This window comes from Cupriavidus sp. USMAA2-4 (assembly GCF_001854305.1).
In the GTDB taxonomy this organism is placed as follows: Bacteria; Pseudomonadota; Gammaproteobacteria; order Burkholderiales; family Burkholderiaceae; genus Cupriavidus; species Cupriavidus malaysiensis.
The window spans coordinates 1,468,209-1,482,399 of the sequence record NZ_CP017748.1 but is presented as its reverse complement, the minus strand read 5'-3'; the positions used below and the strand labels follow the sequence as shown (position 1 = coordinate 1,482,399).

At 69.1% G+C, this 14,191-nt stretch carries 10 protein-coding genes; 6 read left to right on the top strand and 4 right to left on the bottom strand.

What is annotated here, in order from left to right; all coding sequences use genetic code 11:
* Nucleotide 1: 1 nt before the first annotated feature.
* From BKK79_RS06540 to BKK79_RS06530, 3 genes are read right to left on the bottom strand one after another with little or no spacing between them, the layout of a single operon-like run.
* Nucleotides 2-943 carry an NAD-dependent epimerase/dehydratase family protein gene (locus tag BKK79_RS06540; protein WP_071037378.1) on the bottom strand — a complete coding sequence of 314 codons (942 nt, stop codon included), beginning with the start codon at nt 941-943 and terminating at the stop codon, nt 2-4.
* Nucleotides 940-2,643 carry an FAD-dependent oxidoreductase gene (locus tag BKK79_RS06535; protein ID WP_071037377.1) on the bottom strand — a complete coding sequence of 568 codons (1,704 nt, stop codon included), beginning with the start codon at nt 2,641-2,643 and terminating at the stop codon, nt 940-942. Before BKK79_RS06535 ends, BKK79_RS06540 begins: the two co-directional genes overlap by 4 nt.
* Before the next feature lie 52 nt (nt 2,644-2,695).
* Nucleotides 2,696-3,577: an SLBB domain-containing protein gene (locus BKK79_RS06530; protein ID WP_198173315.1), complete on the bottom strand. Its 882-nt coding sequence runs from the start codon at nt 3,575-3,577 to the stop codon at nt 2,696-2,698.
* A 345-nt stretch (nt 3,578-3,922) separates the two neighbouring features.
* Between BKK79_RS06530 and BKK79_RS06525 the strand changes: the two genes are divergently transcribed.
* Both BKK79_RS06525 and BKK79_RS06520 read left to right on the top strand, forming a co-directional pair.
* Nucleotides 3,923-4,717, top strand: a complete 795-nt coding sequence (locus BKK79_RS06525) for a WecB/TagA/CpsF family glycosyltransferase (RefSeq protein WP_231907990.1) — start codon at nt 3,923-3,925, stop codon at nt 4,715-4,717.
* Nucleotides 4,714-6,009 carry a hypothetical protein gene (locus tag BKK79_RS06520; protein WP_157128395.1) on the top strand — a complete coding sequence of 432 codons (1,296 nt, stop codon included), beginning with the start codon at nt 4,714-4,716 and terminating at the stop codon, nt 6,007-6,009. Before BKK79_RS06525 ends, BKK79_RS06520 begins: the two co-directional genes overlap by 4 nt.
* Before the next feature lie 91 nt (nt 6,010-6,100).
* Here the strand turns inward: BKK79_RS06520 and BKK79_RS06515 are convergent, their stop codons facing one another.
* Nucleotides 6,101-7,534: an undecaprenyl-phosphate glucose phosphotransferase gene (locus BKK79_RS06515; protein ID WP_084084529.1), complete on the bottom strand. Its 1,434-nt coding sequence runs from the start codon at nt 7,532-7,534 to the stop codon at nt 6,101-6,103.
* A gap of 467 nt (nt 7,535-8,001) precedes the next feature.
* Between BKK79_RS06515 and BKK79_RS06510 the strand changes: the two genes are divergently transcribed.
* The 4 genes from BKK79_RS06510 to BKK79_RS06495 are packed head-to-tail and all read left to right on the top strand — an operon-like array spanning nt 8,002 to nt 14,181.
* Nucleotides 8,002-9,354 (top strand): GumC family protein, encoded by a 1,353-nt coding sequence (locus tag BKK79_RS06510; RefSeq protein ID WP_157903164.1) that lies wholly within the window; start codon nt 8,002-8,004, stop codon nt 9,352-9,354.
* The gene (locus tag BKK79_RS06505; RefSeq protein ID WP_157128394.1) at nt 9,351-10,391 is read left to right on the top strand and encodes a CpsD/CapB family tyrosine-protein kinase; all 1,041 of its coding nucleotides are present in this window, start codon (nt 9,351-9,353) and stop codon (nt 10,389-10,391) included. Before BKK79_RS06510 ends, BKK79_RS06505 begins: the two co-directional genes overlap by 4 nt.
* 5 nt (nt 10,392-10,396) lie before the next feature.
* Entirely contained in the window at nt 10,397-11,812 is a 1,416-nt protein-coding gene (locus BKK79_RS06500; protein ID WP_071037375.1) for an O-antigen ligase family protein, read from the top strand.
* Nucleotides 11,809-14,181: a beta-galactosidase gene (locus tag BKK79_RS06495; RefSeq protein WP_071037374.1), complete on the top strand. Its 2,373-nt coding sequence runs from the start codon at nt 11,809-11,811 to the stop codon at nt 14,179-14,181. Before BKK79_RS06500 ends, BKK79_RS06495 begins: the two co-directional genes overlap by 4 nt.
* The last annotated feature ends 10 nt before the right edge of the window (nt 14,182-14,191 follow it).

Genomic DNA, 14,191 nt, shown 5'->3' with positions numbered 1-14,191 from the left:
TTCAGGTGCTGGCTTCCCTGTCCAGGGCGGCCTGCAGCGGTGTCCAGCGCAGCGCGAAGGTGCGCTGCGCGCGCGTGGAGTCGAGCCGGGGGCTGTCCTGCCACAGGCGCGCCAGCGATGGCGGCACCGGGGGCGGCGTGCGCAGGCCGATCCTGCGGCCGGCGATTTCCGCGATCTTCAGCGCCGGCGCGAGCAGGCGCGTTTCCAGTGCCAGCCGGCGCGCGCCGATGCGCTGCACCGGCGTGGCGCGCAGCGCCCGCGCATAGGCGATGAAGTACTCGTTCCAGCTCGGCGCCTGCGCCATCGCCAGGTTGTAGGCCTGCCCGGCCGCCGCCGGCAGGCGCAGCGCGGCCAGCGTGGCCTGGACCACGTCATCGACGTGCACCAGGTTGCTGCAGCCGTCGCCGGCGGCGCCGAGGTCGCCGATGCGATGGGCGCGCAGCAGTTGCGCGATGCGTGTCGACCATTGCGGGCTGCCGCCGCCGTAGATACAGCCGGGGCGCAGCGTGACGCAGCCGGCGTAGTCGCCGAGCCGTTGCTCGGCGGCCACCTTGGCCTGGCCATACGGGCTGGTATCGCTGCCGAACGGGCAGGATTCGTCGATGGTGCCCGCGGCGGAACCGTAGACGGCCATCGAGCTGAAATGGACCAGCGGCAGGGCGGGCTGGCCGCGCCGGTCCAGCGCGCTGCGCAAGGCTTGCGCGCTGGCGGCGATGGTGGCCGGCTGCCCGGCGACGGCATTGATGACCGCGTCGACCTGTTGCAGGGCCGTGCCCAGGGCGGCGGCGTCGGTCGCATCGAGTGCCAGCGCGCCCGGCAGGCCGGCCCGGCCTGCGCCGCGCGAGGCGGCAAGCGGTTGCGCCCAGTCGCTCGCGGCCAGCGCGCCGACCAGCCGCCGGCCGAGGAAACCCGTTGCGCCGAGTACCAGTACACGGATCGTCATGCCAAGTCTTCCTCTTGTGCTCGCCGGGTGGTGATGCCGCTGGCCGCCTCTGGCGTCCGCGCATAGGTCTTGCGCAGGTGATCGGCCAGGCGCAGCGCCAGTGCGACGATGGTCAGGGTGGGATTGGCCTGCCCGGAGGTGGGGAACACCGCGGCGCCGGCAATGTAGAGATTGCCGGCTTCATGCACGCGGCAGTCGGGGTCGACCACGCTGGTGCGGGCATCGACGCCCATGCGGGCGGTGCCGATGTGATGGCCGCCGTAGGCGCCATAGCGGGTCATCTCTGCCTCGACCTGCTGCGGATCGTAGTCGAAGGTGCCGGCGCCGCTGGCGCGCAGTTCCTGCGCGAGCGCCGCGAGCGAGCGGCTGACGGTGTCGGTGTCCTGCTGGCTGTAGCGCCAGTCGATATGCAGGCGCGGCATGCCGAGGGCATCGGTGTCCGTGCCGAGCCTCACCCGGCTGTCCGGGTTGGGCTCCTGCTCGGCATGGAAATCCAGGCTGAAGCGCAGGTTGTCCGGGCGGATGATGATCGACGGGAACTTGCGCGCCGCCAGGTTGCGGCGCCGGATCCAGTGCGCGAGAAAGCGCGCGGTGGCGGGCGCGCCGACGATGACGTTGCGCAGGTGGCCGAGCGCCGCGCCGGCCGACATCGGCTCGTCGGCGTCCAGCCGCTTGGCGTATTCGCGCGGGATGAACGGCCGGGCGAGGTAGAGCAGGGACAGCGCGCCATTGCCGTGGCCGGGGTCCGGGATGCGCGGGTGATGCAGGCGCGCGATGAAATTGCCGGCGTGCAGCGCGCGCTGCGCCTGCGGCAGCAGGGCCAGCCGGCGGCGGCAGTAGATGCCCTCGTCGGAGACCTCGTAGCCATGCCAGACCGAGCGCGCGGCCGACAGGTCGACCGTGCCGATGGTGCCGGCCAGGTGGGACATGTAGTAGCGGCCGACCACGTCGTGCGCGTTGCCCAGTCCGCGGCCGCTGCGGCCGGGATTGGCCAGCAGCAGGCGCGGCACTTCCAGCCCGCCGGTGGCGAGCACGAAGGCGCGCGCATCGACGGTGAAATGATTGCCTGCCAGGGTGCGCACCTGGGCCGGGCCGACCCGTTGCCCGCTGCCGTCGAGGGGCAGCGCGCGCAGGTTCGCGTGCTGGATCACGCGCAGCGCGGCGGTGGCGAGGCGGTGCCGGTAGCGCTGGCCGAAATCGGTCGGGCAACTGAAGCGTTCCAGCGCGTCGGTGGAGAACAGTCCGCTGTCGAACCCTTCGATCATCGGGCGCATGCCGGGCACGGCCGCGGCGCTGTAGGCGAAATCGCCGGCCTCGCACAGCTGGTTGGCGCGCGGGTAATAGGGCAGCAGATCGCTCAGGGCGATGGGCCAGCCGCTGTGCGCGATGTAGTCGCGCGCTTCGAAGTCGATGGCGTCGAGCGGCATGCAGCGTCCGCCCCACAGCGTGGTCGAGCCGCCGAAGCGGCGCACGCGGTAGTGGTCGGCCGGCGGATGCAGGCGCGCATCGGCCACGCTGCCGGCGTAGAGCTGCTGGGTGGCGGCATCGTCGCTGTCGCCGCCGCTTTCGAGCAGCACGATATCGAGGCCGCTGTCGCGCAGGGCCAGCGCGAGGGTGATGCCGGCGGCACCGGCCCCGACGATGCAGACGTCTGCCTTGAGCAGCGAGCCGGCGGGAATGTGGTTGGCGTCTTCGATCATGTGGCGGGCTGTGCGCGCGTGGCTCGGCGGTTCACGGCTTGCTGCGTCGGAATCAGAAGATCCGTTCGCCGACGCGCACGACGTCGCCGGGACGCACGGGATCGGTGAGGTTGGCTTGCTCGCTGCCAAGCTTGCCGGTGGCTTCGTCCATGTGTTCCAGCTGGATGCGGCGGTCGGAGCTGCGCGGCGTGAGGCCGCCGGCGATGGCGATGGCCCGCATCACGTTCAGGCGGTCTTCGACCGGATAGGCTCCCGGCTTGCCGACTTCGCCGTAGACGTAGAACTTCTGCACCTTCGGCACGAACACGATGTCGTTCGCCTTCAGGTCGGTGTCCTGGATGTCCCGGCTGGGGTGCTGGCTGTTGTCGAGGTAGAGCGGGATGCGCTCCTGCTTGTCGTCGACGCGGCGGATCAGCACGGCGGTGTTGCCCGCATCGGCGGTCGAGCCGCCCGCCAGTGCCAGCAGTTCGAGCAGGCTCAGGTGATTGGTGAGCGCGTAGCGGCCCGGGCGCGCGACGCTGCCGAGGATGGACACCACGCGGCTGCGTACCGCGAGCACTTCGACGGCGACCTGCGCGTGTTCCAGGTAGCCGCGGGTGCGCAAGGCGTCGGCGATCTGTTGCCCGATCGCCGCAGGTGTCTTGCCGGCCGCCTGCATGGTGCCGACGAAGGGCACGACGATCTTGCCGTCGGCATCGACCGTCACATTGGCGTTGGCGCCGCCCGGGCCCATGATGGAAATGGCCAGCGTGTCGCCCGGCCCGACGCTGGCGATGCTGCCGGACGAGTCAGGCAGCGGTCCCGGGGTGGTGATCGCCTGGTTGATATCGGTCGCCGGGAGGCCTTGCGCGCCTGCAGTGCCGGCGATCAGTGCCGCCACCGACGCCGCCGCAACAAGCAGCGAAATTTTGAGTTGCCATCCAAATGCCGACACGGTATGTTCCATCCTTTGTGAGTTGCCGCGTATGCGTAAGCCAACGTAAGTGAGTTAACGAAGCTGAGCAAGCAAAGTTAACGAAAGAACGATAGTCGGCGAAAGTACGAGAATCGGCAAAGGTACTAAAGTACAAAGGTACTTTACGACAGCCAGGTCGACGAGGGCCAAGTCCGAGAGCTAAGTCGACGAGGTGTTTCAGTCATGCGGTTTCTCGGCCATGCGGGCGCCATCTTATCAGGGCGCCGCCGCCGGCCGGGGATCCGCGGATGGAAGCGTCGCCGGACTCCAATCTTTTGCCACGGAGGCTATGTGATGGGTTCTCAGTCGCCCGGGAATCGTACCGTGTCGCAGGTAGATTCACTGCTCGAGCAGGTCAAGGTCCGCCTGTTCGGCCTCGCGGTCGATGCGGCATCGTTCGACCAGGCGGTGGAGCAGCTCGTGACGGCTGCCATGCAGCGCGGCGGCGCCGCGCGCGTGGTGGTGACGCCCAATGTCGATCACCTGGTCCGGCTGGACGGCGCGCCCGAATTCCGTGAGCGCTACAGCCAGGCCGATTTCATCTTCGCCGACGGCATGCCGGTGGTGTGGGCGAGCCGCCTGCTGGGACGCCCGCTGCCCGAGCGCGTGACGGGCGCCGATCTGTTCGACGCCTTGTGCCGCGAGGCGCAGCAGCGCCACCTGAAGATCCTGCTGCTCGGCGGCCAGCCGGGGTCCGAACCCCAGCTGCTGGAGAGTTTTTCCCATACCTATGCGGGGCTCGACATCGAGATCGTCAGCCCCTCGATGCAGTTCGATCCCACCGGTCCGGAGGGCGAGTCCTTTGCCCGGCTCGCGCGCGAACGGGCGCCCGACATCGTGTTCCTGTGCGTGGGCATGCCGAAGCAGGAGCAGTGGGCCCTGCACTACGCCAGCCAGCTGCCCGGCGGCATCGTGCTTTGCGTCGGCGCGGCGATGGAGTTCGCCATCGGCATGCAGCGGCGCGCACCGCAGTGGATGCAGTCCGCCGGGCTGGAGTGGCTGTGGCGGCTGGTCAACAATCCGCGGCGGCTGTGGCGCCGCTATCTGGTCGACGATCCCAAGTTCCTGCGCCTGTGCTGGCGAGAGTGGCGTGCGCGGATGCGCCATGGGGAGGCATGAGGGGCACTGAATCGCGACGCTGGGTGCAGGCTGCACTGGTGGCGCTGATGTCTTCCCCCTTGTCGGGCTGGGGCGTACCGCCGGAGTACGCGATCCAGCTCGGCAGCTCGGTCCAGTATCAGGGCAACCCGGGCGGCCTGCCCGAGTCGATGGCCGGCGATATCCATGGCGCCGCGGTGGTGGCCAATACGCTGGGACTGGGCCTGAGCTGGCCGCTCGCCTCGCCGGAAACGCGCCTGGACCTGGCCGCCAGTGCTTCCGATGTGCGCTACAGCAGCAGCCGGCAGCTCGACCACCAGCCTGCCTTCGTCAACTCCACCTTCTACTGGCGGGCGGGCCGGCTGCTGGCCGGCAACCTTCACTACGGCTACTTCAGCCAGCTCAACGGCGCGCTGAACCAGGTCTGGCCCGCGCGCGACATGCAGGTGAACCAGGACGCCAGCGCGGAGCTCGGGCTGCGCGTGACCGACGAGTTGACCTTGCCGGCCCTGCGGGTGTTCCACGCCACCGCGCGCTACGACGTGCCCTACAGCCGCCAGTTGTACAACAGCAACCAGAACGGCTGGCAGGTCTCCACGCGCTATGCGGCGGATCCGGACCGTGCCGACAGCTCGGCGGTGGAACTGGGGTATCGCCGCACCAATGCGGCTTATCCCTGGCGCTCCGATGAGCAGGTTGCGATCATCGACAATGCCTACAGCGATACCGAATGGTTCTCCGGGGCGCAGTGGTACGTGAGTCCCAAGACCTGGATCGGCGCCCGCGCCAGCCTGTTGCAGCGGACCTACGCGAACCTGTCGGCGCGCGATACCCGGCTCGTGACCTTCAATGTGCGCGCCTTATATGATTTCTCGCCCAAGCTGCAATTCGATATCCGCCTCTGGCGCCGGCCGTATGCGAACAATACGCAGCCGCAGGTGATTTACTCGACGCAGACGGGGGGCTTGATCGGGCTGGCCTGGAAGGCGACCAGCAAGACGACGCTGTCCCTGTTCTATCAGCACGCCTTGCAGAAGGACTACACCAGTTCGGCGGCGATTTCCGGATCCGACCAGCTTCGCCTGCCGGCCTACGGCGCGCGGCTTCAGTGGTCGCCCACGGACAATATGCGCTGGATGCTCGATTTCGTCAGCACGCTGCAGCGGGGCAGCTATGCCTACGACGATTACAACCGGCGCTATGTGCGGCTCGGTTTCGAATACACCTTCGGCAGCCGTGGCAACCAGGCGGTGCGCAGCCTGCTGAAGCCCAGCCTCTGCGGTGAAGCCTATCCTGCGCTGACGCTCTGCTGACGGGGCTGACGGGGCTGACGGGCGGCGTGACCGGCGGTGCCATGCCGAAGGGCTTCGGCATGGCCGCACGATCGCTTGCGCGGCCGGCCGCTCAATACGTCGCCCGCACCTGCGCGAGCACGGCCGGGACCGTGCGCAGCAGGATCTTCAGGTCGAGCAGCAGCGACCAGTTCATGATGTAGTAGCGGTCGAACTCGATGCGGCGCTCCATCTTGTCGAGCGTATCGGTTTCGCCGCGCAGCCCGTGGATCTGCGCCCAGCCGGTCATGCCCGGCTTGACGCTGTGGCGCAGCATGTAGCCGGGGATCCGGGCGCGGTACAGCTCATTGTGCTGGGCCGCGTGCGGGCGCGGGCCCACCACGCTCATGGAGCCGCTCAGCACGTTGAAAAGCTGCGGCAATTCATCGAGCGACGAGCGGCGCAGGATGCGGCCGACCCGCGTCACGCGGTCGTCGTGCATCGTTGCCTGGCGCAGCACGCCGTCGGTGGCTGCGCTGCCCTCGACCTTCATCGAGCGGAACTTGAGGATGGTGATGGGGGTGCCGCGTTCGCCGTAGCGGGTCTGGCGGAACAGGATCGGGCCCGGCGAGTCCAGCCGGATGATGCACGCGATGGCCAGCAGCAGCGGCCACAGCACGAGCAGCGCCGCGGCGGCGACCACCACGTCCATGGCGCGCTTGAGCAGCCGCGACAGGCCCAGGATCTTGCTCGAGTGGACCGTCAGCAGCGGGATGCCGGCGATTTCCGTCAGCCGGGGCATGACCGGCCCGAGGAACTGCGGCATCGGCATCAGGTAGATGGAGGCGGTGGAGTCGTAGAGGTGGTCGACGATGCGCGCGATGCCGGTGCGGTCGTCATGGATGTGCTGGGTCAGGATGGCCGCCTCGAAGCGGCCCGCCATCAGATGCTGGACGGCATCGTCGTAGTTGCCCAGGTAGGGCAGGGAATCGATCGACTCCCCACTCGAGGGGGGTGTTCCGGCATAGAAGCCCGTCACGTGCATGCCGAGGATCGGCGAACGCTGCAGCCGCAGGTTCAGTTCGCGGGCGTCGGGGGCGATGTTGCCCAGGAAGACGGCCCGGCGCCGGCTGCCCGGCAGGTTGTTGACGTAGCCGGCAACATTGCGCAGGAGCATCAGGCTGGCGATCTGCAGCCCCAGGGCGACGAAGCCCCAGGTGAGCAGCAGGCTGTGCGAATGGGCCAGCCAGTTGCCGACGCCGTGGGCCATCAGGACCAGGCCGAAGGACAGCGTCAGCGGCACGCGGAACCAGCGCAGGATGCCGTGGCCCAGCATCCACGATGCACTGCGCGCGCTGATCAGCAGCGGGAAACTGGCATAGGACGCGAAGGCGCTGAGGGCGATCAGCGCGATCATGATCAGGGCGTACGGTTCGAGATTGGCGTCGACGCCTTGAGAGAGGAGCAGTACCGCGAAGGAGGCGGCATTGACCAGGGCGCTGACCATGCCGGCCAGGACCAGGAACGATCGGAGATGGTGACTGGGCAGCCACGGTTGCAAAAACATGGCGATTTCTTGGTCTGATCAGCCGATGCTCGGATCCCCTGGGGGCTGCTGCGGGGGAGTCATAAACTTTCTATAGCACATGGCGCCGATATGGCAAATACGGAATGCCATGGCACATATGACACAGTTGTTGCGGTTGGTGCAGTTGGTGCAGTTGGTGCGGTTGGTGTACTTGGTGCTATATGCAGTTGGCGCAGTTGGTGTGCCAGGCAGCCCGTATGATGGTGGATAGCAAAATGGACTGTCAACGACTATCGTGGCGTATTCCGGTGCGCATTCACCAAGCGTCTGTTCCGCGCATATTGCGGGGGCATATTGCGGGGGTTTACCGCCCGCTATTCCGCCGCGGGCGGACGGTGCTCCTGGGTTAAAATCTGCCCCCGTCGGCTGGGCGATATCAGAGAGGGTGTTGCGTGGTGAATTCAAGACCGTCTGATGCGGGTCTTTTGTCGGTCAATGCGAACCAGTTGGGTGCGATTCTTTTCGCACGCCGTCGCGTCATCGTCGGCGTGGCCCTGGCCACCCTGCTGGCGACCGCATTGCTGCTGGCCGTGCGGCCGCGCCTGTGGACCGCCTCGTCGGATGTCTACGTCGATTTCAAGGCGAACAACCCGCTCGACGGCACCATGTACTCGTCGCTGTCGGCGACGTCGGATGACAACTACATCCAGACGCAGATCGACATGATCCAGAGCCCTGCCGTGATCGAGCGCATGCTCAAGACACAAGGGCTGCTGGTGTCCGATGGCGCCAATGGCACCAACGATGCCAAGGCGCGCGACCTGCTGGTGCAGAGCGTGGCCAGGAACCTGACCGTGACGGGGGGCCATGGCAGCCGGATCCTGCAGGTGTCGTTTGCCGGCGACTCGCCGACCCGGGCCCGCGACGGCGCCAATGCGATCGTCAATGCCTACCTTGCGCTCAGCCAGGAGGTTTCGCAGTCGTCGGCACGCTCGGTCAGCCAGCAATACAACGCCCAGCTCGAGCAGTTGCGGCGTGAAGTCAACACGATCCAGTCCGACCTGACCAAGTACCGGGAGCAGACCGGCAACATCGACCAGCAGCCCGACAATATGGAGTCGACGCGGCGCCTGCACGACATGCTGAGCGAGCAGCAGACGCTGCAGGCGCAGATCCGCGATGCGCGCGCGCGCAACGAGGCCACCGGCAAGCTGCTGGCGGCCGGGACCCGTCCGGAGGACTTGCCGCAACTGGCCACGCTGGCCTCGCTCAACGAACTGCGCGAGGGCCTGACCCAGGTCAACCGGCAGATCGGCACGGTCGATGGCGCGCTGGGGCGGAACCATCCGACCGTGCGCGGGCTGCTGGCGGAACGGCAGCGCCTGCAGTCGCGTGTGGCGGTTGCGGCGCAGGCCGCGCTGTCCGCGCAGCGCGACGATCTCGCCCGTCTCCAGGCCCAGGCGGCCGCACTCGACAGCGATATCGAGGCGCAGCGCAAGCACGTGCTGCAGCAGTTGGGCGAGCGCGACCGCATTGCCGCCTACCAGCGGCAGCTCGATGGCGCCGAGCGGGTGTACAACGACGTCCTGCAGAAGTACGGCAGTGTGCTGATGGCCAGCAGCGTGACGCTGCCGCGCATGGTCGTGCTGCACGTGGCGGGCACGCCGGTCAAGCCGTCGAGCCCGAAGGTGACCCGCAGCCTGTTGGCCGGGATGCTGGTCGGCGTGCTCGGCGGGATCGGCCTGGCCCTGCTGCTGGAGCTGGGCAAGCGCCGGGTGCGCTGCGCGCAAGACCTGTCGCGCAACCCGGCCCTGAACATGATCGGCCATATCGGTCGCCCTGTGGCCACGAAGACATGAACGATACTTCCGCGAAGCTGGCGCCCGAGGAGCAGGAGCGCGGCGAGCAAGTGCGCGACGAGCAAGTGCGCGGCGAGCAAGTGCGCGGCGAGCAAGACATGGCCGCCGCCGCGCCCATGGCGATGGAGCGCATGGGGGATCGCTTCGTGCGGGCCGGCCTGTTGACGCAGGCCCAGGTCCAGCGCGTGGTCGAGTTCCAGGCGGCGCGGAACCTGCGCTTCGGCCAGGCCGCCGTGCAGCTCGGCTTCGTCTCCGACCAGATGGTGTCGGCCGTCCTCGCCGAGCAATACCAGTATGAAGTCTCCACGCTGACCCGCCCGATCGAGCTGCCCCTGGCGATCGCCGCCGATCCGTTCGGCCAGGAGGCCGAGGCCATCCGGCAGCTGCGCGCGCGGATCTCGATGGGGATGGAGGGGCAGCGGCATTTCTCGCTCGCGCTGGTCAGCCCAAGCGCAGAGGCGGGCTGTGCCTACCTGGCATCGAGCCTGGTGGTGGCGTTCGCGCAGATCGGCCGCAATGCCCTGCTCGTGAATGCCGACCTGCATGCCAGCGGGCAGCGCGAGATGATGGGGCCGGCGCAGCCGACGGGGCTGTCGAGCATGCTGGCCGGGCGCCAGCCGCCCGGTGCCTATCGCACCATTCCCGGCATTGCCGCGCTCGGCATCCTGGACGCCGGGCCGCAGCCGCCGAATCCCGCCGAGCTGCTGCGCGACGCCGCGTTGCGGCGCATCCTGGACAGCTACGTCGATGCCTTCGAGATCTTCATCGTGAAGACGCCGGCGGCGAACACCTCGGGTGACGCGCTGTCGATCGCCCGGCAGGTCGATGCCTGCCTGCTGGTGGCGCGCAAGGATGTCACGCTGATGTCGGAGCTGGAGGAGACGGCGCGCCTGCTGGAGAGCGCCAACGTCAAGGTGCTGGGCACGGTCTACAACGAGTATGCGCCGCCCGAGCCGCGCGCCGACGGGCTGGCCGGGCGGCTGCGTGGCTTGCTGCGCAGCTGGCTGCCCTGGCCGCTGGCGGGCCGCGGACGCTGAGCGGCATGGCGAGCGAGCCGACGCGATTCTCCTCGCCGGCCCGGCCGGATGGCGCGGCGGGTACGGCGGGTGCTGCCGGTGACGGCGCTGCCCAGTCGCAAGAGGCGGCGCGCTGGGAGGTGCGCCAGCGCTGGCTGATGCGGCTGCTGATCGGCTTCAGCTTCGTGTGCGCGCTGGTCCCGGATACGCTGTCGATGAGCGAGATCGGGCCGGCGGCGGATCACACCATCACCGGCGGCTCGGCGCTCCGGCAGGTCGAGTTCGGCTCTATCTATGCGGTCTGTGCCTGGCTGGCCTGGCGCCGTCCGCAGGACACGCTGGCGCGGCTGCGCGGCATCAATCCGTTCCTGGTGGCGTTGCTGCTGTACTGCGCGGCGACCGCGCTCTGGTCGCCGTTCCCCGTCCTCACGCTCAAGCGCGCGGTGATGTTCGCCGGCATGATGCTGACCGGTTTCGCCTTGTCGCCGCCGTTCAGCGAACCGCGCCAGCTGTTCCGCGTGGCGCTGGGCACGCTGACCATCCTGCTGGCGGTTTCGGCCTTGGTCGCGGTGCTGTGGCCGGCGGTCGGCGTCGACTACCTGCTCGGCGGCGCCTGGCGCGGCATCATGTGGCAGAAGAACATGCTCGGCAGCGTTGCCGCGGTGGCCGCGCTGCTGTGGCTGCGCGAGCGCCTGGCGCCGGACGCGAACGTGCGCGCGACGACCGCCGGCCTGCTGTTCAGCCTGTTCATGCTGGCCATGGCCAAGAGCGCGACCGCGCAGCTGATCACCGGCATTTCCTTCCTGATCTACCTGACGACGCGCCGCAAGCTGACGGACGGCCGCACCGGCTCGATGCTGCTGCTCGGCGGCGGGCTGTTCGTCATGTACGCCTTGCTGCTCTTCTTCGTCGTGGCCGGACGCATGCCCGGGGTCGAGGATGTGCGCGGCCTGGTGACGGGGCTGTTCAACAAGAGCAGCGACCTGACCGGGCGCGACCAGATCTGGGCCATGGTCTGGCTGTCGATCAGCAAGCACCAGTTGCTGGGCGGCGGCTACGGTGCGTTCTGGACGGGGGAGGGCGGGCCGGCCCAGTACGTCGAGCAGGCACTCGGCTGGATGCCGCCGCATGCGCACAATGGCTACCTGGACGTCCTCAACGAGCTGGGCCTGGTCGGCCTGGGCCTGTTCCTGGGCGCCTTGCTCTGGCATGCCGTCAGCCTGGTCCGCCTGTATTTCATCGACAGCGAGGACGCCGCCATGCATATGGCGCTGTTCGTATCGATCCTGATCAGCAATTTCTCCGAGACGCAGTTGCTCGCCAATACCGCGTTCCAGAACATCATCTTCCTCTACTCCGCGATGGTGGTCAGTGCCAGGCTCGCGACGAGCCGGAAGGCCTTGCCGCAAGCGCGGCGCCGTCCCGGGCTCGCGGCGGGATGACGCGCCCCCGGCGCGGCCTGCTGCCGCGGCTCCTGCTGCCGCTCGCCCTGGCGGCCTCGCTGATGCTGCCGGCTTCCGGCCAGATCGCCGAACGCGCCTGGCGCGGCATGGTGCCGCGCGAGGCCAGCTACTTCCGCTTCGAGATCGACGAGGATGCGCTGCGCGGCGCGCCGGATCAATCCGCGCTGAACACGCCGCTCGATGCCGCTTCCCGCCTGTTCGTGCGCGACGGGCACTTCTACCAGGTGGGCGCCGACCTGGCGCCGGGCACGGCCGACGACCGGCGTGTCCGGCTGTTCGGCGTCAACCTGACCTTCGGCGGCAATTTCCCCGATGCGGCGGGCGCGGTGGCGCTGGCCAGGCGCTTGCGCAAGCTCGGCGTCAATGCGGTGCGCCTGCATCATCTCGATTCGCTGCCCTCCGACGAGCGCGAGGCGCCGCTCAGCATCCTGTCGAGCGGCCCCTATCCGAGTTTCAATCCGGTGGCCGTCGCGCGCCTGCGCCACCTGATCGATGCGCTGGCGAGCGAAGGCATCTATATCGACCTGAACCTGCACGTCGGCTACCGCTTCCGGCCGGCCGTCGACGACCTGCCGGCACTGGACGACGGCATGACCATGCCGCCGCTGGACGCGCCGATCCACGTCTACGACGAGCGCCTGATCGCGCGGCAGATCGGCTACGCGCGCGGACTGATCGACGGCCTCGGCCTGTGGCGCAACCCGGCGCTCGCGCTGGTCGAGATCGACAATGAATCGTCGCTGCTCAACGCCTGGCACAACGGCCACTGGAGCGAGGCCATCCCGTCGGCCTACGCGCCCGAGCTCAGGCGGCGCTGGCGCGGCTGGCTCCAGCAGCGCTATGCGACGCTGGCGGCGGCATGCGACGCCTGGGGCGGCTGCGACGACGGTCCCGACAGCGCGGCCCGCCTGCCCGAGCCGGGCCGGGCCCGCGGCCAGGGCGCGCAGCGGCGCCTGAGCGATTTCCTGGAGTTCCTGGCCGCCACCGACAAGGCCTACTTCGACCGCCTGCGCGCCGCCGTGCATGAGGCCGGCGATCCGCTGGTGCCCGTCACGGGTACGCAGATGACCTTTGGCGGCGCGATGAATTTCGACGCGCAGGCGTCGATGGATTTTATCGACGAGCATATCTACGTCGCGCATCCGAACTATCCCGGCGGGCGGGGCGACGCGGGGCGCTGGCGCATCCCGGTGCTGTCGGCCAGCGCGGACGAGATGAACCGGCTGCTGGCGCTGGGCCAGCGGCGCGACCGCCGGCGTCCCTTCGTCGTCAGCGAGTACAACGAACCGTTCCCCAATCCGCGCGGCAGCGAGATCATCCCGATCATGAGCCTGCTCGCGGCGCAGCAGGACTGGGACGGCATCTTCTTCTTCGAGTACAGCGACAGCGCCACGCCGCCGCGCGCGCCGGCCCGTTTCAACCTGGCCGGCGACTGGGGCAAGTATGTGCTGGCCGGGCCCAGCGCCCGCCTGTTCCGCACTTTCGGCCTGGCGCCGCTGCCGGATCGGATCGACCTGCCGCTGGCGCCGGCCGACCGCCTCCGGATCGGCCTGAGCGAGCGGGCCGATGCGCTCGAGCACGATCTGCACGAGCGGCTCGGCGCCACCCCCGAGCTGGCCTGGCGCGGCCGGGTCGCCGCGGACCTGGCGCCGGCGGCGGCTTCGGTGCGCCTGCCCGCGCCGGGCCAGGGCCCCTATGTGACGCCCGACGGCGCGGTCCGCTTCGATCCCGTGGCCGGTCGTCTGCTGGTCGACACGCCGCGCCTGTGGGGCTTGTTCGGCACCACCGCCTCCGCCCGCCTCGGCACGGAGGCGGCCTGGATGCAGTTCGACGCGGGCGGCCAGGGCAGCGCCAGCGTGTGGCTGGCCTCCCTGGATGGCGCCGACCTGGGCCGGTCGCGGCATATGCTGCTATCGATGGGAACGCTTACCTTGGGGGCCTCACCTGGCGCCGCTGCCGGTACTGCTGCTGGTGCCGCCGCTGGTGCCGCCGCTGGTGCCGCCGCTGGTGCCGATCCTGGCCGGCCGGCCAGGATCGTGCCCTATGACGGCGACCTCCGCTGGCTGACCTTGGCGTCCGGCGTGGCCGGCGCGGCCGGCGCGGCCGGCGGTGACGCGCCGCCGCGCGCGACCGAGCCGCCCACCTGGATGGCGCGCCTGCCCGTCACGCTGGGTTTGGGCGCGCGTCCGGGCGTGCTCAGGATCTACCCGCTCGATGGCACCGGGCAGCGGCGCAGCGGGCCGCGCCTGCCCGAGGTCAGCAGCGGGCCGTCGGGCTGGACCATCGCCTTGCAGCGCGACGCGGCGACGTCCAGCCCCTGGTATGAGATCGAGATCACGCCGAACTAGCCGGACTAGC

Excerpts from the sequence above, each read along its gene's own strand:
- BKK79_RS06540 (WP_071037378.1), bottom strand. The coding sequence starts at position 943 with ATGACGATCCGTGTACTGGTACTCGGCGCAACGGGTTTCCTCGGCCGG.
- BKK79_RS06520 (WP_157128395.1), top strand. The coding sequence starts at position 4,714 with ATGAGGGGCACTGAATCGCGACGCTGGGTGCAGGCTGCACTGGTGGCG.
- BKK79_RS06515 (WP_084084529.1), bottom strand. The coding sequence starts at position 7,534 with ATGTTTTTGCAACCGTGGCTGCCCAGTCACCATCTCCGATCGTTCCTG.
- BKK79_RS06495 (WP_071037374.1), top strand. The coding sequence starts at position 11,809 with ATGACGCGCCCCCGGCGCGGCCTGCTGCCGCGGCTCCTGCTGCCGCTC.
- BKK79_RS06500 (WP_071037375.1), top strand. The coding sequence starts at position 10,397 with ATGGCGAGCGAGCCGACGCGATTCTCCTCGCCGGCCCGGCCGGATGGC.
- BKK79_RS06505 (WP_157128394.1), top strand. The coding sequence starts at position 9,351 with ATGAACGATACTTCCGCGAAGCTGGCGCCCGAGGAGCAGGAGCGCGGC.
- BKK79_RS06535 (WP_071037377.1), bottom strand. The coding sequence starts at position 2,643 with ATGATCGAAGACGCCAACCACATTCCCGCCGGCTCGCTGCTCAAGGCA.